This is a genomic window from Pseudomonas sp. SCPG-7, from assembly GCF_002156405.1.
In the GTDB taxonomy this organism is placed as follows: Bacteria; Pseudomonadota; Gammaproteobacteria; order Pseudomonadales; family Pseudomonadaceae; genus Aquipseudomonas; species Aquipseudomonas parakoreensis.
This window is the reverse complement of record NZ_MVOO01000002.1, coordinates 277,045-301,354: the sequence shown is the minus strand read 5'-3', so window position 1 is coordinate 301,354 and position 24,310 is coordinate 277,045. Positions and strand designations below refer to the sequence as shown.

Genomic DNA, 24,310 nt, shown 5'->3' with positions numbered 1-24,310 from the left:
CAGCGTTACACCCGACCGATGTCGGCAAATTTGGCCTGTGTATGCTCGGCGAGTACGGCGGGCGCCAACTCGACCTCCAGGCCGCGTCGGCCAGCACTGACATAAATAGTCGCAAAACCCTGAGCCGAGTTATCGATGAAGGTGCGCAGACGCTTCTTCTGCCCCAGCGGACTGATCCCGCCCAGCAGGTAACCGGTGGAACGCTGCGCCGCAGCCGGGTCAGCCATTTCGACTTTCTTCACGCCCGCCGCGTGTGCGAGCCCCTTGAGATCAAGGCTTCCGACGACCGGTACCACCGCCACCAGCAGTTCACCTTTTTCGCTGGCAGCGAGCAACGTCTTGAACACCTGCGCCGGCTCCAGCGCCAGTTTCTCTGCGGCCTCCAGCCCGTAAGACGCGGCCTTCGGGTCATGTTCGTAACTGTGCACGCGATGTTCGGCACGAACTTTTTTCAACAAGTCCAACGCAGGGGTCATGGCAGCTCCAGGCTCGGCATCAACAGAAAAATCCTGCGCCGGATTCTAGGTCATCACGGCGCAAAAGGCTCTAGCGCAGGCCCCGTTTTCCGGGCTTTGCGCGCGAGCCGCCAGGCTATCGCCGCCGCCATCGGCAGGACCATTCAGCAGGTTGATAGTTGAATTGTGACCGATGGTTCACTTTCGACCTTTGACAGGTTTGTTTCTTGTCTATATTTTTTCGAATCTGAATAATGTAAGAATTATCGTCACCGCAGCACCCAGCAGTAAACCGGGAACAGGATGGGGATCCTGCCCCGGGGAAAATCGCGCCTTGCCCTGACGGCAAACGCGCCAGACAACAACAAAAACCGAGGTTTTCAATGACAACTGCTTTACAGCAACCATCGCTTTCCGGCCAATGCCTGGCCGAGTTTCTGGGGACTGCACTTCTGATCTTTTTCGGCACTGGCTGTGTCGCCGCGCTCAAAGTCGCGGGCGCCAGCTTCGGTCTGTGGGAAATCAGTATCATCTGGGGCGTCGGCGTGAGCATGGCGATCTACCTGACCGCCGGCGTTTCCGGCGCGCACCTGAACCCTGCCGTGAGTATCGCCCTGAGCATTTTCGCCGACTTCGAAAAGCGCAAACTGCCGTTCTATATCCTGTCGCAGATCGCTGGCGCCTTCTGCGGCGCACTGTTGGTTTACACGCTGTACAGCAACCTGTTCTTCGATTACGAACAAACCCATCACATGGTGCGTGGCACGGCCGCCAGCCTCGAACTGGCCTCGGTGTTCTCGACGTTCCCCAATCCAGTGCTGTCCACCGCCCAGGCGTTCCTGGTCGAGATGATCATCACCGCAATCCTGATGGGCGTGATCATGGCCCTGACCGACGACAACAACGGCCTGCCGAAAGGCCCGATGGCCCCGCTGCTGATCGGTTTGCTGATTGCCGTGATCGGCAGTTCGATGGGACCGCTGACCGGTTTTGCGATGAACCCGGCACGGGACTTCGGTCCGAAACTGATGACTTTCTTCGCCGGCTGGGGTGAAATTTCCTTCACTGGCGGCCGCGATATTCCGTACTTCCTGATACCGATTTTTGCACCGATTGTCGGTGCCTGCCTCGGCGCTGCCGGGTATCGCGGGCTCATTGCCCGTCACCTGAACGGCGCCACACCTGCTACAAAGGATGCAGAACCGGCCATTGACGGCAAACCAAGAACTTCTTGAAACAGTCGGCGCGGGCTCCTGCCCATTTAGAACCCGCGCCACGGCCCACTCTCCCTTATTTCGTCCAAGGCAATCGACATGACCGACATTCAGAATAAGAACTACATCATTGCCCTCGATCAGGGTACGACCAGCTCCCGCGCGATCATCTTCGACCGCGACGCGAACGTGGTCTGCACCGCCCAGCGCGAATTCGCCCAGCATTACCCGCAAGCCGGTTGGGTCGAACACGATCCGATGGAAATCTTTGCCACCCAGAGCGCGGTGATGGTCGAAGCGCTGGCCCAGGCCGGTCTGCATCACGATCAGGTCGCCGCCATCGGTATCACCAACCAGCGTGAAACCACGGTGGTCTGGGACAAGACCACCGGTCGTCCGGTGTACAACGCCATCGTCTGGCAGTGCCGCCGCAGCACCGAGATCTGCCAGCAGCTCAAGCGCGATGGCCATGAAGACTACATCCGCGACAACACCGGTCTGGTCACCGACCCGTACTTCTCCGGCACCAAGCTGAAGTGGATCCTCGACAACGTCGAAGGCAGCCGCGAACGTGCGCGCAACGGCGAACTGCTGTTCGGCACCGTCGACAGCTGGCTGATCTGGAAATTCACCGGCGGCAAAGTGCACGTCACCGACTACACCAACGCCTCGCGCACCATGCTCTTCAACATCCACTCGCTGGAGTGGGATTCGAAGATGCTGGAAATCCTCGACATCCCGCGCGAGATGCTCCCGGAAGTGAAAGCGTCTTCGGAAATCTACGGTCGCACCAAGAGCGGCATCGCCATCGGCGGTATCGCCGGTGACCAGCAAGCGGCACTGTTCGGCCAGATGTGCGTCGAGCCGGGCCAGGCAAAAAACACCTACGGCACTGGCTGCTTCCTGCTGATGAACACCGGCGACAAAGCGGTGAAATCGCAGCACGGCATGCTCACCACCATCGCTTGCGGCCCGCGTGGCGAAGTGGCTTACGCCCTGGAAGGCGCAGTTTTCAACGGTGGCTCGACCGTGCAGTGGCTGCGCGATGAACTGAAGATCGTCAACGACGCTCACGACACCGAATACTTCGCCAACAAAGTGAAGGACAGCAACGGCGTGTACCTGGTACCGGCGTTCACCGGTCTGGGCGCTCCGTACTGGGACCCGTATGCCCGTGGCGCACTGTTCGGCCTGACGCGCGGCGTGCGCGTGGATCACATCATCCGTGCCGCGCTGGAGTCGATCGCCTACCAGACCCGCGATGTGCTCGACGCCATGCAACAGGACTCCGGCGAACGCCTCAAGGCCCTGCGCGTGGACGGCGGCGCGGTCGCCAACAACTTCCTCATGCAGTTCCAGGCCGACATCCTCGGCACCCAGGTCGAGCGCCCGCAAATGCGCGAAACCACGGCACTGGGCGCGGCGTATCTGGCCGGTCTGGCGTGCGGTTTCTGGGGCAGCCTGGAAGAACTGCGCGGCAAAGCGGTAATCGAGCGCGAGTTCGAACCGAGCCTGGACGAAGTCGAGAAAGAGAAACTGTACAAAGGCTGGAAAAAAGCCGTCAGCCGCACCCGTGACTGGGCGCGTGAAGACGCTGAATAAGCCAGTCTGAAGACTGACTTAAGCTGTCCAAACAGCGTGAAAGCGTAGCGAGCGAAGGCAAGACAAGGCAAAAACAGGCGAGGACGCGGAGTTTACGGGTTTGTAAATGAGCAGTCCGAGCCTGTTTTTAACGCAGGATTGCCGAGCGCAGTAGCTTTCACGTTGTTTGGAAACTGGTCGGGAGGAGATTCCTGCGTCATCATGGGCAAATTTTGCACGGCAGCCCAAAGGAAGCCCCATGAATCTGCCTCCCCGTCAGCAGCAAATCCTCGAGCTGGTCCGCGAACGCGGCTATGTGAGCATCGAGGAAATGGCCACGCTGTTCGTTGTGACCCCGCAAACCATCCGCCGCGACATCAATCAGCTCGCGGAAGCCAATCTGTTGCGTCGCTACCATGGCGGCGCGGCCTACGATTCCAGCGTCGAAAACACCGCCTATGCGATGCGCGCCGATCAGATGCGCGACGAAAAACAACGCATCGGTGAAGCCATCGCCGCGCAGATCCCCGATCACGCCTCGCTGTTCATCAACATCGGCACCACCACCGAATCGATTGCCCGCGCCCTGCTCAATCACAACCATTTGAAGATCATCACCAACAACCTGCACGTCGCCTCGATGCTCAGTGCCAAGGATGATTTCGATGTGCTGCTGACCGGCGGCAACGTGCGCCGTGACGGCGGCGTGGTCGGTCAGGCGAGCGTGGACTTCATCAATCAGTTCAAGGTCGATTTTGCGCTGGTGGGCATCAGCGGCATCGACGAAGACGGCAGCCTGCTCGACTTCGATTATCAGGAAGTGCGCGTGTCGCAAGCGATCATCGCCAACGCGCGGCAGGTGATTCTGGCGGCGGACTCGAGCAAGTTCGGGCGTAACGCGATGATCCGTCTCGGTCCGATCAGCCTGATCGACTGCCTGGTGACCGATCAGCAGCCGGTGCCGGCACTGGCGCAATTGCTGAGCCAGCACAAGATTCGCCTGGAAGTCGTTTAATCCCCCAAGATCAAAAGATCGCAGCCTTCGGCAGCTCCTACATGGATCCATTTGACCTGTAGGAGCTGCCGAAGGCTGCGATCTTTTTGCTTTTAATGTTCGAATATTTTCTTTTAGCCGCCCTTCGATGAGTTTTTTCAATCGAAGGCGACTGGCTGCGCGCGTCTTTATGGGCTACCATTTTCGCAAATGAACATTTATGTTCGATTTCCAAGACAGAAAATCAAAAGAGCCCGAGGCCAGCCGATGTCCACCTCTACCTTGCGTACGCCCCCGATTGCCGAGATCTATGATGTTGCCGTGATTGGCGGCGGGATCAATGGCGTGGGGATTGCAGCGGATGCCGCCGGTCGCGGTCTTTCGGTGTTCCTTTGCGAAAAGGATGACCTGGCCAGCCACACTTCGTCGGCCAGCAGCAAGCTGATCCACGGTGGCCTGCGCTACCTCGAACATTACGAATTTCGTCTGGTGCGTGAAGCACTGGCCGAGCGCGAAGTGCTGCTGGCCAAGGCGCCGCACATCGTCAAGCCGATGCGTTTCGTGCTGCCGCACCGCCCGCACCTGCGTCCGGCGTGGATGATCCGCGCGGGCCTGTTCCTTTATGACAACCTCGGCAAGCGCGAAAAGCTGCCAGGTTCGAAAAGCCTGAAGTTCAGCGCCGACAGCGCACTGAAAAGCGAAATCAAGAAAGGCTTCGAATACTCCGACTGCTGGGTCGACGACGCCCGCCTCGTTGTGTTGAATGCGATGGCTGCCCGTGAACACGGCGCGCACATTCACACCCAGACCCGTTGCGTCAGCGCCCGCCGCGCCAAGGGCCTGTGGTACCTGAACCTGGAACGCGCCGATGGCAGCCTGTTTTCGATCACCGCCAAAGCGCTGGTGAACGCCGCCGGTCCATGGGTCGCCAAGTTCATCCGTGACGACCTGAAGATGGAATCGCCGTACGGCATTCGCCTGATTCAGGGCAGCCACATCATTGTGCCGAAGCTGTACGAAGGCGATCACGCGCATATCCTGCAAAACGAAGATCAGCGCATCGTTTTCACTATTCCGTACCTGAACCACTTCACTCTGATCGGCACCACCGACCGTGAGTACACCGGCGACCCGGCGAAAGTGGCAATCACCGACGGCGAAACCGATTACCTGCTGAAAGTGGTCAACGCCCACTTCAAGAAGCAGATCAGCCGCGACGACATCCAGCACAGCTACTCGGGCGTGCGCCCGCTGTGCAATGACGAATCCGACAACCCGTCGGCCGTAACCCGCGACTACACCCTGGCCCTGTCTGGCGGCGGCGAAGAGGCACCGCTGCTGTCGGTGTTCGGCGGCAAGCTGACCACCTACCGCAAGCTCGCAGAGTCGGCGATGGCCCAGTTGATGCCGTACTTCACCCAGATGCGCCCGAGCTGGACCGCTACCGCGACCCTGCCCGGCGGCGAAGACATGACCACCCCACAAGCCTTGAGCGCACAGATCCGCGACAAGTTCGACTTCGTCCCGAGCGAAATCGCCCGCCGCTGGGCCACCACCTACGGCAGCCGCACCTGGCGCATGCTCGAAGGCGTGGAAACCCTCGCCGACATGGGCGAACACATTGGTGGCGGGCTCTACACTCGCGAGGTTGACTACCTGTGCAGCGAAGAATGGGCGACCACGGCGCACGACATTTTGTGGCGCCGCAGCAAACTGGGCCTGTTCACCACCCCGGCCGAGCAGGAGAAACTGGCGGCCTACCTGGGCAAGGTCGAGCAGAACCGCAAGATTGAAGCGGCCTGACGTTTACAGCGCTTGAAACGAAGCCCCTGAATCTCACGATTCAGGGGCTTTTTTGTTTATCCGGGCCGGCCACTTTACCTGTGGCGAGGGAGCTTGCTCCCGCTGGGTCGCGTAGCGGCCCCATTCATAAAAGCGGGCCTGCTGCGCATTCCAGCGGGAGCAAGCTCCCTCGCCACAAAGGTCGCGCTGCGGAAAACAACCGACGATAGATCGTTCGGTTTTCCGAACGCGACCTCCTGGTCGATTCGGATAACCGGATCAATTTCAGCCAAAAACATTAACCAAAAACTTTAATTTCCTTATTAATCAATCAGTTGACCCACTACAACTGGTCTGGCACGACTCATGCTCTACACTCTCTCGACGAATGCCTGCCGTGCCAACACTTCAGGAGCCGTCAGGCATTCGAAGCACAAAAGGGCCGACGAACTGGCCCCATAAAAAAAACAATTCGAGGAAAATTTGATGCGCATCGTTCCCCCTATCCTGGGCGCAGCCATTGCGGCCGCTCTGATCAGCACACCAGTTTTCGCCGCCGAACTCACCGGCACCCTGAAGAAAATCAACGATTCCGGCACCATCACCCTCGCTCACCGCGACAGCTCCATCCCGTTTTCCTACATCGCGGATGCTTCCGGCAAGCCAGTGGGCTACTCCCACGACATTCAAGTGGCCATCGTTGAAGCCCTGAAAAAAGACCTGAACAAGCCAGACCTGCAGGTCAAGTACAACCTGGTGACCTCGCAAACCCGTATCCCGCTGATCCAGAACGGCACCGCGGATATCGAGTGCGGCTCGACCACCAACAACGCCGAACGCGCCCAACAGGTCGACTTCACCGTCAACATCTTCGAAATCGGCACCCGTCTGCTGGTCAAGAAAGACAAGGATGGCAACCCGTCCTACAAAGACTTCGCCGACCTCAAGGGCAAAAACGTCGTGACCACCGCCGGCACCACGTCCGAGCGCATCATCAAAGCGATGAACGCCGACAAGCAGATGGGCATGAACATCATCTCCGCCAAGGACCACGGCGAATCCTTCAACATGCTGGAAAGCGGCCGCGCCGTTGCCTTCATGATGGACGACGCCCTGCTGGCCGGTGAAGAAGCCAAGGCCAAGAAGCCGACTGACTGGGTCATCACCGGTACGCCACAGTCCTTCGAAGCCTACGCGTGCATGGTGCGTAAGGACGACCCGGCGTTCAAGAAAGCGGTGGATGACGCCATCGTCGGCCTGTTCAAGTCCGGCGAGATCAACAAGATCTACAGCAAGTGGTTCGAAAGCCCGATCCCACCGAAAGGCCTGAACCTCAACTTCCCGATGAGCGACAAGGTGAAAGAGCTGATCGCCAATCCGAGCGACAAGCCTGCGCCTGACGTAAAAATCTGATTCCTGACTAACCTGTCGTCTGAGGGAGCAACCTCCCTCAGACGTCTGTTACTACCTGCTGGCTTTACTGTGGAACACTCGACCAGGCGGTTTCCGAGCCGATCGCGTGTGCCCGACGTTCAACGTCGGACGGGAAAGGATCTTCCCCAAGCGGGTGCTTGTACATCGATCGATTTCGAGGGGAGACCCTAATGAATTACAACTGGGACTGGGGCGTGTTCTTCAAGTCCACCGGCGTGGGCAGCGAGACGTATCTCGACTGGTTCATCTCCGGTCTGGGCTGGACCATCGCCATCGCCGTCGTGGCCTGGATCATCGCTTTGCTGCTGGGCTCCATTCTGGGGGTCATGCGCACCGTGCCGAGCCGCCTCGTGTCGGGCATCGCGACGTGCTACGTCGAGCTGTTTCGCAACGTGCCGCTGCTGGTTCAGCTGTTCATCTGGTACTTCCTGGTGCCCGACCTGCTGCCGCAAAACCTGCAGGACTGGTACAAACAGGATCTGAACCCGACCACCTCGGCCTACCTGAGCGTCGTCGTGTGCCTGGGCCTATTCACCGCCGCCCGGGTCTGCGAGCAAGTGCGCACCGGTATCCAGGCGCTGCCACGGGGCCAGGAATCCGCTGCCCGCGCCATGGGTTTCAAGCTGCCGCAGATCTACTGGAACGTGCTGCTGCCCCAGGCCTACCGCATCATCATTCCGCCGCTGACCTCGGAATTCCTCAACGTCTTCAAGAACTCCTCCGTGGCGTCCCTGATCGGCCTGATGGAACTGCTGGCGCAAACCAAACAGACCGCCGAATTCTCGGCCAACCTGTTTGAAGCGTTCACCCTGGCCACGCTGATCTACTTCACCCTGAACATGAGCCTGATGCTGCTGATGCGCATGGTCGAGAAGAAAGTCGCGGTGCCCGGCCTGATCTCCGTGGGGGGTAAATAATGGACTTCGATTTCAGCGGCATCATCCCCGCGATCCCGGGCCTGTGGAACGGCATGCTCATGACCTTGAAGCTGATGGTCATGGGCGTGGTCGGCGGCATCGTGCTCGGTACGATCCTCGCGCTGATGCGCCTGTCGTCCAGCAAACTGCTGTCCCGCGTGGCCGGCGCCTATGTGAACTATTTCCGCTCGATCCCGCTGCTGCTGGTGATCACCTGGTTCTACCTCGCGGTACCGTTCGTGCTGCGCTGGATCACCGGCGAAGACACCCCGATCGGCGCGTTCACCTCCTGCGTCGTGGCCTTCATGATGTTCGAAGCCGCGTACTTCTGTGAAATCGTCCGGGCCGGCGTGCAGTCGATCCCCAAAGGCCAGATGGCCGCCGCGCAGGCGATGGGCATGACCTATGGCCAGACCATGCGTCTGATCATCCTGCCCCAGGCGTTCCGCAAGATGACCCCGTTGCTGCTGCAACAGTCAATCATCCTGTTCCAGGACACCTCGCTGGTCTACACCGTGGGCCTGGTGGACTTCCTCAACTCCGCCCGCTCCAGCGGCGACATCATCGGTCGTTCCAACGAGTTCCTGATCTTTGCCGGTGTCGTTTACTTCATCATCAGCTTTTCCGCCTCGCTGCTGGTCAAGCGTCTGCAAAAAAGGTTTGCCGTATGATCTCCATCAAGAACATCAACAAGTGGTATGGCGACTTCCAGGTGCTGACTGATTGCAGCACCGAGGTCAAGAAAGGCGAAGTGATCGTGGTCTGCGGCCCGTCGGGCTCGGGCAAGTCGACCCTGATCAAATGCGTCAACGCGCTGGAGCCGTTCCAGAAAGGCGACATCGTCGTCGATGGCACCTCGATTGCCGACCCGAAGACCAACCTGCCGAAACTGCGCTCGCGCGTCGGCATGGTGTTCCAGCATTTCGAGCTGTTCCCGCACCTGACCATTACCGAAAACCTGACCATTGCGCAGATCAAGGTATTGGGCCGCAGCAAGGAAGAAGCGACCAAAAAAGGTCTGCAACTGCTGGAACGCGTTGGCCTGTCGGCGCATGCCCACAAGCACCCGGGGCAACTGTCCGGCGGTCAGCAGCAGCGTGTGGCGATTGCCCGTGCGCTGGCGATGGACCCGATCGTCATGCTGTTCGACGAACCGACCTCGGCGCTCGATCCGGAAATGGTCAACGAAGTGCTCGACGTGATGGTGCAACTGGCCCAGGAAGGCATGACCATGATGTGCGTAACCCACGAAATGGGCTTCGCCCGCAAAGTGGCTGACCGCGTGATTTTCATGGATGCCGGCAAGATCATCGAAGACTGCAAGAAAGAAGAGTTCTTTGGCGACATCAGCCAACGCTCCGAACGCGCGCAGCATTTCCTCGAGAAAATCCTGCAGCACTAAAAGCACGACCGATTTGCCCTTGTGGCGAGGGAGCTTGCTCCCGCTGGGTCGCGCAGCGACCCCAAAACCTGCCAATGCGATCCATCTGAAACACCGCATTGAATGGATTTACGACTGCTTGGCAGCCGAGCGGGAGCAAGCTCCCTCGCCACAGGTTCCGCGCTCGAACAAACCAGGATGCTGTTAGCCATGCTGGTTGACCCAAGGCAACTGTGATGAAATGCGACCCCAATCTCTATCGCGCAGCGCCGCCATCACTTGCCGTGAAGCCTCGTCTGATTCGCCATCTGTTTCTGCCGCCGCTGATCATCGTGCTGATGATCGGACTGGGTTACGCCGGTTTCTGGACCAGTGAACATTTCGGCATCCGCAGCCTCAGCGAAAACGGCCAGCGCCAGCTTGAACTGCACGCGCGCACCGTCGAAAGCGAGATCAGCAAATACACCTACCTGCCCAGCCTGCTGGAACTGGAAACCAGCGTCCCGCAATTGCTGGCCGATCCAACCCCGGAACACCGGCAAACGGTCAATGCTTACCTTGAAGGCCTGAACCGGCGCAGCCGCAGTCGGGCCATCTATGTCATGGACACCACCGGCCGCGTGATGGCCACCAGCAACTGGCGCGACGTCGACAGTTACCTCGGTGAAGACCTGTCGTTCCGCGCCTATTTCCAGAAAGCCGTGCGCGGCGAGCCCGGACGTTTCTACGGCATCGGCAGCACCAGCGGCGAACCCGGTTACTACCTGGCCCACGGCCTGGAAGAGCACGGCAAGATCATTGGCGTCGCCGTGGTCAAAGTGCGTCTCGAAGCCCTGGAAGAGCGCTGGCAGCGCGCCCGTCTGGAAGCCTTCGTCAGCGACGAGAACGGCATCATCATTCTTTCCAGCGATCCGGCGCGGCGCCTGAAATCGGTGGTTCCGCTGAGCGATGAAACCAAAGAGAAGCTCGCGCGCAGCCTGCAGTATTACTGGTTCCCGCTCAACGAACTGCAACCACTGGCCCGCGAAACCCTGGCCGAAGGCGTAGAGAAACTGACCTTCCCCGCCAACAGCGAAGTGAGCGCCGATGACGACAGCATCAGCTATCTGGCTCAGACCCGGCCACTGAGCGACACACCGTGGAATTTCACCTTGCTCACGCCGTTGCAGGACCTGCGCCGTGAAGCGATCAACCAAGGCATTCTGGTGGCGGTGGCGTTCGCTCTGGTGGCGTTCCTGCTGATTGCCTGGAACGAGCGGCGCAAGGTCATCGCCACCCGCCTCGCCGCTCGCGAAGCCTTGCAGGAAGCCAACAGTCAACTCGAACGACGGATTACCGAACGCACCGGCGACCTGCGCGCCAGCAACGAACGCCTCAAGAGCCAGATCCGCGAACGACGGCAGGCCGAAGAAACCCTGCGCCGCGCTCAGGACGAACTGGTGCAGGCCGGCAAACTCGCAGCCATCGGCCAGATGTCGACCAGCATTGCCCACGAATTGAACCAGCCGCTGGCGGCGATGCGCACCCTCTCTGGCAACACCATTCGGTTCCTCGAACGCGGCCAGCTCGACGTCGCCAGCACCAACCTCAAGACCATCAACGACCTGATCGACCGCATGGGCCGAATCACTGCCAGCCTGCGCTCGTTCGCCCGACGCGGGGACGACAAGGGCCAGGCCAGTCTCGGCAAAGCGGTGGACGCCGCGCTGCAGGTGCTGGGTGCCAGGGTCGAGAGCGCGTCACTGCAACTGCATCGGCAATTCATCGACGTGCAAGTGCAGATCGACCAGACCCGCCTCGAACAGATTCTGGTCAACCTGATCGGCAATGCCCTCGACGCCATGCAGGCGCAGCCGCAGCCGGAACTGTGGCTGGAGGGTGAAGAGTTCAACGGCAAATATCGTCTGCGGGTGCGCGACAACGGCCACGGCGTCGATGCCGAGGCGCGCAAGCATCTGTTCGAGCCGTTCTTCACCACCAAACCCGGCGAACAGGGCCTGGGCCTCGGCCTGACCCTCTCCGCCAGCCTCGCTGCCGCCACCGGCGGGCACCTGGGTGTCGAACATCCGGCCAGCGGTGGCACCACCTTCGTCCTCAGTTTACCGTTGGTAAGCCCTACTCCTGCCGAGCCAATATGAACCACGACCTTAGTGTGCTGATCGTCGAAGACGACCCCCATGTGCTGCTCGGCTGCCAGCAGGCACTGACCCTGGAAGACATTCCCTGCATCGGTGTCGGCAGTGCCGAAGAAGCGCTGGAGCAGGTTGGCGACAACTTCGCCGGCATCGTCATCAGCGACATCCGCCTGCCGGGCATCGATGGCCTGGAACTGTTGACCCGCCTCAAGCAACGCGACCGCAGTCTGCCGGTGGTGCTGATCACCGGTCATGGTGACATCTCAATGGCAGTCGGTGCGATGCAGAAAGGCGCCTACGATTTCATGGAGAAACCGTTCTCGCCGGAGCGTCTGGTCGACGTCGCCCGCCGCGCACTGGAGCAACGCAGCCTCGCCCGCGAAGTCTCGTCGCTGCGTCGGCAACTGGCCGAACGCGACTCCCTCGAAGGCCGGATCATCGGTCGTTCCACCGCGATGCAGAACTTGCGCGAGCTGATCGCCAACGTCGCCGACACCTCGGCCAACGTGCTGATCGAAGGCGAGACCGGCACCGGCAAGGAACTGGTCGCCCGTTGCCTGCACGATTTCAGCCGCCGCCACACCAAGCAATTCGTCGCGCTGAACTGTGGCGGCCTGCCGGAGAACCTGTTCGAAAGCGAGATTTTCGGCCACGAAGCCAACGCCTTCACCGGCGCCGGCAAACGGCGTATCGGCAAGATCGAACACGCCGACGGCGGCACGCTGTTCCTCGATGAAGTGGAAAGCATGCCACTGCCGTTGCAGATCAAACTGCTGCGCGTGTTGCAGGAACGCACCCTCGAACGCCTCGGCTCGAACCAGAGCGTGGCGGTGGATTGCCGGGTGATTGCGGCGACCAAATCCGACCTCGACGAAGCGAGCAAGGCCGGCGAGTTTCGCAGCGACTTGTACTACCGCCTCAACGTGGTGACGCTGGAACTGCCGCCGCTGCGCGAGCGCCGCGAGGACATCCTGCAACTGTTCGAACACTTCACCCAGCAGTCGGCGCTGCGTTTCGACCGCGCGTTGCCCGAGCTGGACAACCAGACCCTGTCAAACCTGATGAGCCACGACTGGCCGGGCAACGTGCGCGAACTGCGTAACGTCGCCGAGCGCTTTGCCCTCGGCCTGCCGGCGTTCAAGAAGTCCGGCGCCAGCGGCGGCGGTCAGGGGCTGGCGTTCGCCGAAGCGGTGGAAGCCTTCGAGCGCAATCTGCTCAACGATGCCTTGCAACGCAGCGGCGGCAACCTGACTCAAGCCAGTCTGGAGCTGGGCATGGCCAAGACCACGCTGTTCGACAAAGTGAAAAAATACGGATTGAGCCACTGATGGATCTGATTCTCAAAGCCGCCCTCGGCGCAGCAGTGGTGTTGATTCTCGCCGCGCTGTCGAAGACCAAAAACTATTACATCGCCGGGCTGGTGCCGCTGTTTCCGACCTTCGCGCTGATTGCCCACTACATCGTCGGCAAGGGCCGTTCGGTCGATGATCTGAAGGCGACCATCGTGTTCGGCATGTGGTCGATCATTCCCTACTTCATCTATCTGGCGACGCTGTACGTGATGGTCGACCGCATGCGCCTGGAGACGTCACTGGCGGTGGCGGTGGTCGCGTGGTTGATCGCGGCGACCGTGCTGGTCTCGGTGTGGGTACGCCTGCACAGCTGATCACAGTCCGCGCCCACAAGGGAACCGCATTGCAAACGTAGGAGCGGGCTTGCTCGCGAAGAGGCCCGAGTCAACACCGTCAAAACCTCAGCTACAGCAGGTTGCCGCTTGCCACCGGCTCGATCTGCGCCCAGTGCGACGTGTCTTCACGATGCGCTTGCAAATACGGCAACACCGCCGCCAGCAACGGCGCCTTGAACGCCTCTTGAAAACGATGGGCCAGCCCCGGAATCAGCTTCAACTGACTGCCACGAATATGAGCCGCCAGATGCACGCCGTGCATCACCGGCAACAGCGGATCCGCCGTGCCGTGCACCACCAGGGTCGGCACCCGCAGTTGATTGAGCAACGTCACCCGGCTCGGCTCGGCAAGGATCGCCATGATCTGGCGCTTCACGCCTTCCGGGTTGAACGCCCGGTCGTAGGCCACCGCTGCCTGATGCAGCAACGCCTGCCGATCATCAGCAACCGCCGGGCTACCGAGCGCCGCCAGCAAATCGGCCTGCTGCTCCAGCGCCACTTCGCGATTCGGTGCGCCGCGCCGCGCCAGCAGTTGCACCAGCGCCGCACTCGGTGCCGGCAAACCTTCGGCGCCGGAACTGGTCATGATCAGTGTCAGGCTTTCCACCCGCTGTGGCGCCATCGCCGCCAAGTGCTGGGCGATCATCCCGCCCATGCTGGCACCCAGCACGTGAAACTGGTCGATGTGCAGCGCGTCCATCAACCCCAGCGCATCGTCGGCCATGTCGCTCAGCGAGTACGGTGCCGACACCGGCAATCCGAGCTTGTAGCGCAGCACTTCAAAGGTCAGGTTGGCGTCGGCCGGGGCCTGCCGCCAGGTCGACAGACCGACATCGCGGTTGTCATAGCGGATCACCCGAAAACCCTGCTGACACAGCGCAACCACCACCTCGTCCGGCCAGTGAATCAACTGGCCGCCCAAACCCATGACCAGCAACAGCGCCGGATCCGAAGCACGGCCGATGCTCTGGTACGCCAGGCTCACCTGGGCCAGATCGACCCGTTCAGTCGGTACATTGACGTCACAACGCGAAGCCGCCATCGACGGCAGGCCGAACAACAGCGCGGCCAACAGAAAAAATAAACGCATGAAGAAACACCGAAACGCAGAACCCCAGTAGAGCGCGAGTCTGATGAAGTTTGTTCAAGCGCGCTGCCACAGTTGCGTGACAGTTTGATGAAGTTTTCCGAGCGGTCATTCTCCGACAACGAATCAGGCCGGAACGGTCGATACATCCTCTGCAACAAAACCACTCCCCAGCGATAACCATGTACCGCATGGGCTTGTGACAGCGCGCCTCTAATAGGCATGAAAACCGGAATCACCCGGTCTGCATGCCCTCTGGAGCCCTGTCGCATGACCCATTCGCCTCCCCTTGTAACAGCCGACTTCGGCCTTGATCAGCGGCTACAGCCCAACGTCGATCAACATCTGCACCTGTTGGCCACGGCGCGCTTGAACGACTGTCACCAGCAATGGCTGGACCTCATGGCCCAGCATCCCGGGCAACCCGAAAGTGCCTGGTGGGATGCCCGCGCGCCCGGCACTGCGCTGTCACGGCGCGAGCATGCCTTGAGTCTCTATCAGCAGCACTTTGAGGCCGCGCTTCAATGGGCGGCTGCCGAAGGCAAGCTCGACACCTCACAACGCCACAGGCTTGAGCAGCTTCTCACCCCGTCGAGCCAGGTCGCGGCGGATCTGCGGGTCGCGCAACCGGTACTCAATCGTGTCGATAACAGCCGGGTGCGCCTGTACGGCACGCTGCTGCTTCAGTTGGAGGAAACGCTGCTGCTTTACCTGCCCGCACACCCACAACCGTTGCTCCGCTTCGAAAAACAGGCCGACCTTGAGCGCTGGCTGATGGATCAGCAACCGGAGCAACTGCAAGTCTCCTCGCTGGACTTCATCGAATTCGGTAGTGATCCGCTCAAGCGCGGCGTTGAACCGCTGCTGTCGAGTTCGCCCGTCACTGGCGACAACGGGATCGCACTCGACAAGTTTTTCCCGATCACGTCCGCTCTGCCGCAAAGTGCCGGGCCAAGTGTCGATGAGGTTGCGCCCTTCGGTTTGCTGATGGCCGACATTCCCCTGGATCTGCGCCGGCAGACGCTGGTGCTTGAACAGCGTGCGCTTGACCGCTTGTTTGGCGACGCCGAGCCGAACAGTCCGCAACGTCAACAACTGGCACAACGACTCGTCGCCTTGAGCGAGGCTCAGCAGGCCAGTCATGACGCGGCATCGGCCCTGCTCGACAGCCACAATCCGCTGACCCTGCTCGAATTACGCCGCCGCTCAAACGAGCATTACCAGGCCCTGCTGCAGGCGCGTATCGCAGGGCTGCGCGCGGAGGTCGAACTGCAACGGACGCTGGAGCAACTGTCCGTCGCCGAACATCGGCGAGTCATCGCAATGCTGGACGCACCGGGACACCACCTGCCGCCAACGGACGGGGTCATCGCCTGCATATCCTTGGCAACGGCAGACGACAACATCAGCGTCGTCGAGGAGCTGCCAGGTGTACTGATCATCGCCCCTCTTGCAGCGCTGGCCCCCGGTTCCACCGACAGCCTGCTGCTTTACTGGCCCGGCGAGTTTGGCGGCCTGCAACGTTTTGCTTCGCATGCGGCATTGGAGCAGAACGTGTTCAAACGCTCGCCCCAGGACGGCGGGCTGACCCTGCACCTGACACCACTGACCGATGACCCGCTCGCCTGGTCACTCGATCAGCAGCTCTATCAATGCGAACAACAGGCCGCACAGATCCTGCGCGACAACCCGCTGCCCGGCCGTGCCGGCGAGCGTCAGGCCGAGATGGAAAAGTTGCGCGAACAACACTTGCCACGCCTGACCGTGCCGATCGCGCAGGCCCGCGAACGGGCATTTGCCGAACGTCAGGCGCAAGACCGCAGCGCCGCGCTGGCCGGCAGCCTGCCCGAGTGGTTCGACAACCTCGACGCGGCGCACCGGACCACGCTCAAAGCGCTGATCAGCCACTACCTCAGCGCCATGCATCGCGCCCATGCGCTGCTCGAACGGGAGCTGCCGTCGCGTCAGGCCTTCGCCGAAAAACGCATCGACGCCCGCTTGCGCGCGGACTTCGCGCTCAAACACAGCGTGAGCGTGAGCCTCGATCTGCCCGATTCGACGGTCTGGCAAAAAACCGTGATGGAAGGGGCTGCGCCTGGCACGCCGCAACGCAATGTCCTGACCGCGAGCGACAAGCGCAGCGATCTCGCCCTCGAACAACTGGCACAGCACAACATCGATCAAGCCATGTGGTGGCGACTGTCGTTCATGCAGGCCAGGATCCGTGCCGAGGACGAAACCGATCGGCAGCGCGTCGAAGCCGGACTCAACCCGGTCTACTTGCGCAAACTGGTGACCGAGCTCGATCTGCCCGGACGTTACGAAGAACAGATTCGCCAGGTGTTTTTCGGCGCGCCGGCAGAACCTGCGTTTCAGCAGGCCTGGCGTCGCGAATGCCTGAGCGAACCATGGCGGCTGATGCTCAGGTTGCAAGGTGAATTCGCCCTGCTGCAACGGCACATCGACAGTGCCGGCCATGCCGTACTGAAGGTCGCCATCGATGCGACTTCACCCCAGGCGTATGCCGTTGATGGGAAGCGCATCGCGCTGCTGCCGGTGCAGCTGACGGTTGGTGGAGAGGACACCGCGCATCAGGGACCGAGCACGCTCGCCGGGCTGACGTTCATTGTCGAACAGAACAATGGCCTGACCCTGCTCTACCTGCCCGACAGCACCGACGCCATCTTCCTGCGGCAGTACCCGACGCTGGAACAGGCCCGAATGGATCTGTTCAGGCGTTGTATGGACAGCAAAATGGTCAATTACCTGGCCGGACGCGCCGTGAGCGGCGATTTTGCCAGCCATGTCAGCCGTATCAATCAGGCGCAATTGCGCAATTTCGACGCTCTGATCGGCGTCGGAATGGCCTGGCCGGCGACCACATCGCTGGCCATTCATCTATTGAACGTGCACATGGGTCGATTGCTGGAAGCCCATCGCAGCAGTTCGCGTTCCAACGATGCGTTGTATCTGGAACGCTGTGCACTGAAATCCGGGGCATTGTTCAACTATCTGAAAATGGCCATCGGCATGGTGCCGTTCGTGGGGGCGGCAGTGGCCCTGTATGACGCCTGGAACAGCGCCAATCTGGCCGTCGCGGCGTTCTTGCGCGGCGAGCTCGGGCATGGTCTGGCGGAGGTGGAAGCGGTGCTGCTGTCACTGATCGACGCGGCAATGGATGTGCTGCCCGGAACCGTCTCGGCCCCCGCAGCAGCACGTCTGGCCACACGTCAGCGGCAAGGCGCGGCCCTGGGCGGATTCGCCACCATGTCGTCGTCCTGGCAACGGGCCCGGCAGTCGCTCGACCGCTTCAAGGGTTACGAGTACGAATTCGACATTTCCCTGGCCGGCCTGCACCCGGCCACCCACGGTGTCTATCGCAACGTCTACCGTCACGCCGATGGCGATTTCATCGTTCGTCAGGGCCGCATTTATCGGGTTCAGCTAAGCGATGCACCGCGTGGCTGGAGGCTTTACGGCACATGGATGCGCGGCTACAAACAACCGATCGCCCTCGACGACAGCGGTCAGTGGAACACCCACTATGCGGTGCACGGCACGGTAATGGACGGTGGCGGTCCTGGCGGCGGCGCAGTGCTCGGACATCTGGTCGACGGCCTGGATCCGCTTTGGCCTGCGCCGATCCGCCAGTGGCTACCGCGCTGGTGGACCGATCGGCAACTGCGCCGGCAAATGACCCTGACCAACACCGCCGACAACTACACCCGGCGCCTCGATGCTCAGACCCGCGCCACCAACCAGTTGCTGGAGAACTATCAGAACCTCGATATTGCCCAGCGCAAGCCCCTGCAGACAGCCGTTGACACAGCCTGCCTGAATGACATCGACGTCGCGATCGCCCAATACGACAACCTTGTCGAATTAATACCTTTGAGCCACGGCCGCAAACGTCTGCAGATTGAAGCCATCCAGAGCCGCTGCGCCTGGATCGTGGTCGACCGCGCCGTGCAGCGCGTCACCGTCGCCCGCGACCGCTTGCTGGAACACCTGAACCGGATCGACGCACTGGTCGCCGAGTCCGATGCCGTGCCCTTCGACCACACCAGCGTCCATATCACACTCATGGCCCGGCGCAAGCAGGCGCGCGAGGATTTCCTCAAGGAGTTCGATCAACTGCATGCGATCACCGAGCAGGCCAGACTGTGGAACAACCGCATCAGCAACCGCGCGCAGAAAGCCCGGATGGCGAAAGACATGGCCGCTATCAACCGCAATCTGGGAGACAACACGCATCACTACCTGAGAACTGCGCATCTGCTGGAAATCATTGCCCGCTACGATGCGGTCACTGACCTGTCCTGGGCGTATTTCCATACCCAGCTCAAAGACGCCCGGACCAAGGTCGGGCGCGCGTTGCTGACCCAGCATCACCTGCCAGAGGTCAGCGCCAGCCTGGTTCAGCGCAATCGGGTCCTTGAGGACTGCCTGCAAATCTATGCCGATTTCCGTCGTCAGTTGAACGCCTGGACACTGGGTTATGCACAGCATCTGGATCTGGAACAGGTCGGGCTGTTCCTCGAGGGACTGACTCAGGTCGAAGCGCAGGCGCGGCATGCGATCAGACAACGTGCGCCAATCAAGCCGAAAGAGCCTGGCGGCAAGCAACTGTTCGAAACCGAGGACAACCAGTTGCTGATCGGCACGGAAAGCATCGACGCCGGCACCCGGGAAAAACGCATCACCATTGAAGGCATCGACGGATTCCGCGAAACCTGGCTGCCGCGCTCCGGTGGCAAATACCATCTGCAAGTGCGCACCGCCCCGACGCCAGCAACGTTGCCAACTGACGTTCAGCCACTGCTGGTCGAAGCGCGCAAACGTCTGGCAGCTGTTCCGGTTTACAGCAACAAGGTGCAGGGCTATGCCCGCCAGGACATGCTGCCGGTGGATCTGGAACACATGCTCAGCAGCGAAGCGACCGAACTGAGCACCCGTGCCCAGGCCATCGAGCGACTGTCGCCGACCGAACCGGTAGTGCTGCAACTGCACGACAAGGCCCGCGAACTGCGCCGTACCGGTCGTACGCTGCGCATTGATCAGTCACTGCGCAGCAAGACGCCCACTGAAGGCTATCTGGATTATCTGCTGCACCAGCAAGTGGTGGATATCCGCCGCGAAGGTCCGCTGCGGGCACTGGGCAAAAGGGCTGATGGACGCAAGGATTTCCTTCAGGAATACGCCGTGCGCGACCTCACCTCCACGCCGCCGCGCACGCTGTGGTACGCGCACTTTCACTACACCTCGGACAAGGTGCCGTTTGCTGACTTCGTCAAGGCGCACCTGAAATTGCCGGAGCAACGCAACCTCGGCCTGCAATGGCAGCAGGTTCAGGCCGCCAGCGGGGCACAGGTCGAGGCGATCTGGCGCGGCGATATCGGTAAACCGCTGGGTATCCGGCATTTCGCAGACCTCTAGGGCGAAAAGCAGCGGGGCATGGCGATGCCCCGCTTCTGCTCGAGTGGTCGACAGCACTGTCAACATGAGACAAACTCACCGCCTTCGAATTTGTCACAAGTTTTCCTCATGGGGCCAGCCGTGCTTGAAATCCGTCATCTGAAAACCCTGCATGCCCTGCGCGAGGCCGACAGTCTGGTCGATGCCGCCGACCGTTTGCACCTGACCCAATCGGCGCTGTCACACCAGTTCAAGGAACTGGAGGAACGCCTGGGCATGCCGTTGTTCGTGCGCAAGACCAAACCGGTGCGTTTCACCAGCGCCGGTCTGCGCCTGTTGCAACTGGCCGACGCGACCCTGCCGCTGTTGCGCGCCGCCGAGCGCGACATCAGTCGTCTGGCCGGCGGTACCGCTGGACGCCTGCACATGGCGATCGAATGTCACAGCTGTTTCCAGTGGCTGATGCCGACCATCGACCAGTTCCGTGACGCCTGGCCGGAAGTCGAACTCGACCTCGCCTCGGGTTTCGCCTTTGCCCCGCTGCCGGCGCTGGCCCGCGGTGACCTGGATCTGGTGGTGACTTCCGATCCGCTGGACATCGCCGGCATCACCTACGTGCCGCTGTTCACTTACGAAGCGATGCTCGCAGTGGCGAACCAGCATCCGCTGGCGAGCAAACCGTACATCGTTCCCGAGGACCTGCTGACTGAAACGCTGATCACCTACCCGGTGGAGCGCGACCGGCTGGACATCTTCACCCGCTTCCTCGAACCAGCCGACATCGAACCGGCGCAGGTTCGCACCTCTGAGCTGTCGGTGATGATGATGCAACTGGTCGCCAGCGGCCGTGGCGTGTGCGGCATGCCGCACTGGGCACTGCACGAATACAGCTCGCGCGGCTATGTAAAAGCCAAGCGCCTGGGCGAAAAAGGCCTGTTTGCCACACTGTACGCCGCGATCCGTGCGGACATGCTGGATGCACCGTACATGCGCGACTTCCTGCTGACCGCCAAGGACACCTCGTTCTCGACACTGGATGGGGTTAGCGCGGTGCGTTGATTCACATCCACTTGTGAGAGCCGGTTCAGTGTGGCATCAGAGTTCGCGCCACATGTGAATCTTATCGAAGTAGTCTTCACCCACCCGCACCGCCAATGGCTCAAGGCCGAACTGGATGAAGCCGCAGCGCTGGTACAGGTTGAACGCGGCGTCGTTGCCGGCGGTGACGGTGAGCTGGAGGACTTTCAGTTCGGGATGGGTTTGGGCTTCAGCGATGGCAGCCTCGACCAGTTGATGGCCCAGGCCGTGCTGGCGAAAATCGGCTGAGACGTACAGGCCGAACAAGGTCGACTTGTGGCGGGCCTTCTCTCGCGGTTCGAACGCCAGGCCGACGATGCCGGCCAGTGTGCCTGCCTCGAACGCACCGAGCACCACATCCAGCTTGCTGGTCAGCCGCGCCTCCCACCAGCTCAACGGCATCACCGCGCGCTCGCGCACGCTGGAGGTGAACGCCTGCGGATGGCGGTCGTAGGCTTCGAGCATCAGCTCGCGGTAAGCCAGCGCGTGGCTGGCGTCGAGGCGTTCGATCCACATGCTCAGGCGGTCCTGCGTTGTTCAAGCATCAGGCGCACCGCCAGACCGGCGAGTACAAACCCCATGAAGTAACGCTGCAGCGCCAGCCATGTCGGGTTGCGCACGAACCAGGAAGCAATGCCTGCCGCGAACAGCGCGATCAGCAGATTGACGCTGAAACTGACGCTGATCTGGGTCAGGCCGAGGAGGATGCTCTGGGTGAATACCGAGCCGTGTTCGGGGCTGATGAATTGTGGAAACACCGAGAGGTAGAACACCGCAATCTTCGGGTTCAACGCACTGGTGAGAAAGCCCATGGTGATCAGTTTGCGCGACGAGTCCGGGGGCAATTGCTGCGCCTCGAACGGTGAACGCGCACCGGGTTTGAGCGCTTGCCAGGCCAGCCACAGCAAATACAGCGCACCGGCCCACTTCAGTACCTCGTAGGCCATCGGCACCGCCAGAAACACCGCGCTCAAACCGGCAGCCGCGGCAAACATGTGCACGAAGAAACCACCCACCACACCGAGCAACGAGGTGACCCCGGCCTTGCGTCCCTGACAGATCGAACGCGAGATCAGGTAAATCATGTTCGGCCCCGGCGTCAGTACCATCAACAACGCGGCGGCGGCGAAGATCAACAGGTCTTGAAGCGGGATCATGGTGGACGTCCTGTGCGTGGGGGATCAGGCGATCGCGGTCAGCGAGTGGCGATAAAACGGCAGGATCAGGTCGCGTGTCAATGGCGCCAGAACGACAGCAGGATCACTGACCGGATCAATCCAGATTACTTCCTCGATTTCGGCAGCGGGCGTCACATCGGCATCGATGGTCAATTGAAAGATCTCTGCTTGCACGACAAACCCCGGCTCGTTGGCGGCGGGCGCCGAGAACTGGCCGAGAAAAGACGCCTGTGCCGGATCGATCGTCAGCCCCAGCTCTTCTTCCAGCTCGCGGGCCAGCGCGTGCACTGGCAACTCATGCGCCTCGATCTTGCCGCCCGGTTGCATGAACGCCGTGGTGCCACGCTTGCGCACCAGCAGGGTCTGGCCTTGAGGGTTGAGCAACAGCGCAGCGGCAATACGAATGAGGTTTGGAGCGACAACGGATGCAGAGGTCATGGGTCAGCCACCGGCCTGGAAAAAGCGCAAGGATCCCATGCCCGGGCTGATCACGTCACCTCACAGGTCACTCTCCCAACGCCTTGAGGGCAGTTTCATCCGCCTCCGGCAGCTTGACGAAAATCTGATACTTGCCGCCCTCCATGGCTTCAAAGGCAATCAGCTTTTCCACCAACAGCGCGCTGAGCACTTTGCCGGCGTTGAGCAACAACATGCCGTTATCGGCATTGAGATTGCGCGCCAGAATCATCCCCGCTGCCAGGTCCCGGGTGGTCAGGACCTTGACCGACGGGTCGGCCAGGGTGATGTCGCCGAGAAATGCCGCACACACCTGAATGAAATCTTCGATCAGTTGCGGGTCATACAAGCGCCCGGCGTACTGGCGCAGGTACAGCAGCGCTTCATCGCTGTTCAAATGCCGCTCGAGGATCAGGCCGCGTTGCAACTCGACGAAATCCACCGCCAGTTTCAGCAGGCGCGAACCGAACGGAATGGCCTCGCCCTTGAGCCGGTCGGGAAAGCCGCTGCCGTCCCAGCGTTCCTGGTGATGCAGGATCAGGCGGGCCGCGTCCTTCATCGGGTCCAGCGTCATCAGCAGCGATTCGCTCTGCTTCGGATAGCTGCGATAACGCTCGCGATCGGTATGACGCAGCAGATCCGAAGGCGTGGTCATCATGCCGTCGGTCCAGCTCAGTTTGCCGATGTTGTACAGCGCGGCGGCCATGGTCAGATCGCGGCTGGTGGCCTCGTCCAGAGCATGCTGTTTGCAGTAGCTGCGCACCAGTTCGATGATCTGCCGATTGGTCTGCTTGGCAGGCGGCAGACGCAGATTGGCCAGCAGCGAAAACACTTCGGTGCCGGTGACATAGCTGTGTTTGAGTTCTTCGTAGGCCAGATCGAGCATGTCGGCGGTCTGTTGCAGTTCGGCGGTACGCGCCGCGACATGCTTTTCCAGGGTGCTGTTGAGCAGTTTGAGCTGGTCGTTCTGCACTTGGGTCAGGCGCTCCAGACGCTGACGCTCCTGCTCGGAATGCTGATGGTCGAGCGCTTGGCGCAGGATCAGCAGCAACTCCTCGTCATTCCACGGTTTGCTGATGTAGCGATGAATCTGCCCGTCGTTGATCGCCTTGATGATGGCCGATGGGTCGGCATAGCCGGTGAGCATGATGCGCACGGTCGCCGGATAGCGTTGACGGACATGCGCCAGTAACGAGGCGCCATCCATGTTCGGCATGCGCGCATCGCTCATCACCAGATCCACGGGCTGCTGCTCCAGCATCTCCAGCGCCTGGGCACCGCTGGTCGCCAACAGGACGTCATAAGGTTGCCCCCGCAACAGGCGGCGCAGGCTGTTGAGGATCGATTCCTCATCATCGACCAGCAGCACCGTGGGGCGATGCGACGGCATCGGCGCGGATTGCTCTTGCATGGCATGGCCTCACGCGAAACAGAGTTAACGACACACCGACCGACCGCCCCACTGGCCCGCGCCTGAGTCCAAGGCTAGATGATTTTTCAGTGCATTCACGTAAATC

At 61.0% G+C, this 24,310-nt stretch carries 19 protein-coding genes; 13 read left to right on the top strand and 6 right to left on the bottom strand.

All coding sequences use genetic code 11. The features are described from left to right. Positions 1-5: 5 nt before the first annotated feature. The gene (ybaK, locus tag B1722_RS05705) at positions 6-476 is read right to left on the bottom strand and encodes a Cys-tRNA(Pro) deacylase (RefSeq protein ID WP_041068352.1); all 471 of its coding nucleotides are present in this window, start codon (positions 474-476) and stop codon (positions 6-8) included. 362 nt (positions 477-838) lie between these two features. Here ybaK and B1722_RS05700 point away from each other — a divergent pair, with 362 nt between their 5' ends. The 11 genes from B1722_RS05700 to B1722_RS05645 all read left to right on the top strand — a co-directional run bounded on the left by B1722_RS05700 (position 839) and on the right by B1722_RS05645 (position 13,559). Next, positions 839-1,690, top strand: a complete 852-nt coding sequence (locus B1722_RS05700) for an MIP/aquaporin family protein (protein WP_041068350.1) — start codon at positions 839-841, stop codon at positions 1,688-1,690. 78 nt (positions 1,691-1,768) lie between these two features. Next, positions 1,769-3,271 carry a glycerol kinase GlpK gene (gene glpK / locus B1722_RS05695; protein ID WP_047296213.1) on the top strand — a complete coding sequence of 501 codons (1,503 nt, stop codon included), beginning with the start codon at positions 1,769-1,771 and terminating at the stop codon, positions 3,269-3,271. A 238-nt stretch (positions 3,272-3,509) separates the two neighbouring features. After that, the gene (locus tag B1722_RS05690; RefSeq protein WP_007916700.1) at positions 3,510-4,265 is read left to right on the top strand and encodes a DeoR/GlpR family transcriptional regulator; all 756 of its coding nucleotides are present in this window, start codon (positions 3,510-3,512) and stop codon (positions 4,263-4,265) included. A gap of 246 nt (positions 4,266-4,511) precedes the next feature. Beyond that, a complete protein-coding gene (gene glpD, locus B1722_RS05685; protein WP_041068342.1) occupies positions 4,512-6,047 on the top strand; it encodes a glycerol-3-phosphate dehydrogenase in 1,536 nt (511 codons plus the stop codon). 465 nt (positions 6,048-6,512) lie between these two features. Then, the gene (locus B1722_RS05675) at positions 6,513-7,439 is read left to right on the top strand and encodes a glutamate/aspartate ABC transporter substrate-binding protein (RefSeq protein WP_041068338.1); all 927 of its coding nucleotides are present in this window, start codon (positions 6,513-6,515) and stop codon (positions 7,437-7,439) included. Between the two features lie 191 nt (positions 7,440-7,630). After that, positions 7,631-8,377, top strand: coding sequence for an amino acid ABC transporter permease (locus B1722_RS05670; protein ID WP_041068336.1), 747 nt, complete (start codon positions 7,631-7,633; stop codon positions 8,375-8,377). After that, the gene (locus B1722_RS05665; RefSeq protein ID WP_041068335.1) at positions 8,377-9,048 is read left to right on the top strand and encodes an amino acid ABC transporter permease; all 672 of its coding nucleotides are present in this window, start codon (positions 8,377-8,379) and stop codon (positions 9,046-9,048) included. Before B1722_RS05670 ends, B1722_RS05665 begins: the two co-directional genes overlap by 1 nt. Beyond that, positions 9,045-9,779 carry an amino acid ABC transporter ATP-binding protein gene (locus tag B1722_RS05660; protein WP_041068333.1) on the top strand — a complete coding sequence of 245 codons (735 nt, stop codon included), beginning with the start codon at positions 9,045-9,047 and terminating at the stop codon, positions 9,777-9,779. Before B1722_RS05665 ends, B1722_RS05660 begins: the two co-directional genes overlap by 4 nt. A 215-nt stretch (positions 9,780-9,994) precedes the next feature. Then, entirely contained in the window at positions 9,995-11,896 is a 1,902-nt protein-coding gene (locus tag B1722_RS05655; RefSeq protein WP_047296219.1) for a sensor histidine kinase, read from the top strand. After that, a complete protein-coding gene (locus tag B1722_RS05650) occupies positions 11,893-13,221 on the top strand; it encodes a sigma-54 dependent transcriptional regulator (RefSeq protein ID WP_086791768.1) in 1,329 nt (442 codons plus the stop codon). Before B1722_RS05655 ends, B1722_RS05650 begins: the two co-directional genes overlap by 4 nt. Before the next feature lie 8 nt (positions 13,222-13,229). Beyond that, positions 13,230-13,559, top strand: a complete 330-nt coding sequence (locus B1722_RS05645) for a GlpM family protein (RefSeq protein ID WP_174376830.1) — start codon at positions 13,230-13,232, stop codon at positions 13,557-13,559. Positions 13,560-13,650: 91 nt separating this feature from the next. On the opposite strand, the gene B1722_RS05640 is transcribed toward B1722_RS05645, so the two are convergent. Next, positions 13,651-14,670: an alpha/beta fold hydrolase gene (locus B1722_RS05640; protein ID WP_086791766.1), complete on the bottom strand. Its 1,020-nt coding sequence runs from the start codon at positions 14,668-14,670 to the stop codon at positions 13,651-13,653. A gap of 267 nt (positions 14,671-14,937) precedes the next feature. Here B1722_RS05640 and B1722_RS05635 point away from each other — a divergent pair, with 267 nt between their 5' ends. Next, positions 14,938-20,103 carry a dermonecrotic toxin domain-containing protein gene (locus B1722_RS05635; RefSeq protein WP_086791764.1) on the top strand — a complete coding sequence of 1,722 codons (5,166 nt, stop codon included), beginning with the start codon at positions 14,938-14,940 and terminating at the stop codon, positions 20,101-20,103. Positions 20,104-20,223: 120 nt separating this feature from the next. Next, on the top strand, positions 20,224-21,141 hold the full coding sequence (metR, locus tag B1722_RS05630; protein ID WP_007968856.1) for a transcriptional regulator MetR: 918 nt from the start codon (positions 20,224-20,226) through the stop codon (positions 21,139-21,141). A gap of 36 nt (positions 21,142-21,177) precedes the next feature. Here metR and B1722_RS05625 read toward each other — a convergent pair whose 3' ends face one another. The 4 genes from B1722_RS05625 to B1722_RS05610 form a co-directional block, all read right to left on the bottom strand. Then, positions 21,178-21,675, bottom strand: a complete 498-nt coding sequence (locus B1722_RS05625; protein WP_047296233.1) for a GNAT family N-acetyltransferase — start codon at positions 21,673-21,675, stop codon at positions 21,178-21,180. A 2-nt stretch (positions 21,676-21,677) separates the two neighbouring features. Further along, a complete protein-coding gene (locus B1722_RS05620) occupies positions 21,678-22,316 on the bottom strand; it encodes a LysE family translocator (RefSeq protein WP_041068320.1) in 639 nt (212 codons plus the stop codon). 24 nt (positions 22,317-22,340) lie between these two features. Beyond that, positions 22,341-22,775, bottom strand: coding sequence for an NUDIX domain-containing protein (locus B1722_RS05615; protein WP_041068318.1), 435 nt, complete (start codon positions 22,773-22,775; stop codon positions 22,341-22,343). Between the two features lie 67 nt (positions 22,776-22,842). Next, positions 22,843-24,204: an HD domain-containing phosphohydrolase gene (locus B1722_RS05610; RefSeq protein ID WP_086791762.1), complete on the bottom strand. Its 1,362-nt coding sequence runs from the start codon at positions 24,202-24,204 to the stop codon at positions 22,843-22,845. Between the last annotated feature and the right edge of the window lie 106 nt (positions 24,205-24,310).

Bases quoted from the DNA above. Each gene is read 5' to 3' on its own strand.
- glpD (WP_041068342.1), top strand. From the start codon at position 4,512: ATGTCCACCTCTACCTTGCGTACGCCCCCGATTGCCGAGATCTATGAT.
- glpK (WP_047296213.1), top strand. From the start codon at position 1,769: ATGACCGACATTCAGAATAAGAACTACATCATTGCCCTCGATCAGGGT.
- B1722_RS05670 (WP_041068336.1), top strand. From the start codon at position 7,631: ATGAATTACAACTGGGACTGGGGCGTGTTCTTCAAGTCCACCGGCGTG.
- B1722_RS05655 (WP_047296219.1), top strand. From the start codon at position 9,995: ATGAAATGCGACCCCAATCTCTATCGCGCAGCGCCGCCATCACTTGCC.
- B1722_RS05615 (WP_041068318.1), bottom strand. From the start codon at position 22,775: ATGACCTCTGCATCCGTTGTCGCTCCAAACCTCATTCGTATTGCCGCT.
- B1722_RS05610 (WP_086791762.1), bottom strand. From the start codon at position 24,204: ATGCAAGAGCAATCCGCGCCGATGCCGTCGCATCGCCCCACGGTGCTG.
- B1722_RS05660 (WP_041068333.1), top strand. From the start codon at position 9,045: ATGATCTCCATCAAGAACATCAACAAGTGGTATGGCGACTTCCAGGTG.
- B1722_RS05625 (WP_047296233.1), bottom strand. From the start codon at position 21,675: ATGTGGATCGAACGCCTCGACGCCAGCCACGCGCTGGCTTACCGCGAG.
- B1722_RS05640 (WP_086791766.1), bottom strand. From the start codon at position 14,670: ATGCGTTTATTTTTTCTGTTGGCCGCGCTGTTGTTCGGCCTGCCGTCG.
- B1722_RS05690 (WP_007916700.1), top strand. From the start codon at position 3,510: ATGAATCTGCCTCCCCGTCAGCAGCAAATCCTCGAGCTGGTCCGCGAA.
- ybaK (WP_041068352.1), bottom strand. From the start codon at position 476: ATGACCCCTGCGTTGGACTTGTTGAAAAAAGTTCGTGCCGAACATCGC.
- B1722_RS05635 (WP_086791764.1), top strand. From the start codon at position 14,938: ATGACCCATTCGCCTCCCCTTGTAACAGCCGACTTCGGCCTTGATCAG.
- B1722_RS05700 (WP_041068350.1), top strand. From the start codon at position 839: ATGACAACTGCTTTACAGCAACCATCGCTTTCCGGCCAATGCCTGGCC.
- B1722_RS05675 (WP_041068338.1), top strand. From the start codon at position 6,513: ATGCGCATCGTTCCCCCTATCCTGGGCGCAGCCATTGCGGCCGCTCTG.
- B1722_RS05650 (WP_086791768.1), top strand. From the start codon at position 11,893: ATGAACCACGACCTTAGTGTGCTGATCGTCGAAGACGACCCCCATGTG.
- B1722_RS05665 (WP_041068335.1), top strand. From the start codon at position 8,377: ATGGACTTCGATTTCAGCGGCATCATCCCCGCGATCCCGGGCCTGTGG.
- B1722_RS05620 (WP_041068320.1), bottom strand. From the start codon at position 22,316: ATGATCCCGCTTCAAGACCTGTTGATCTTCGCCGCCGCCGCGTTGTTG.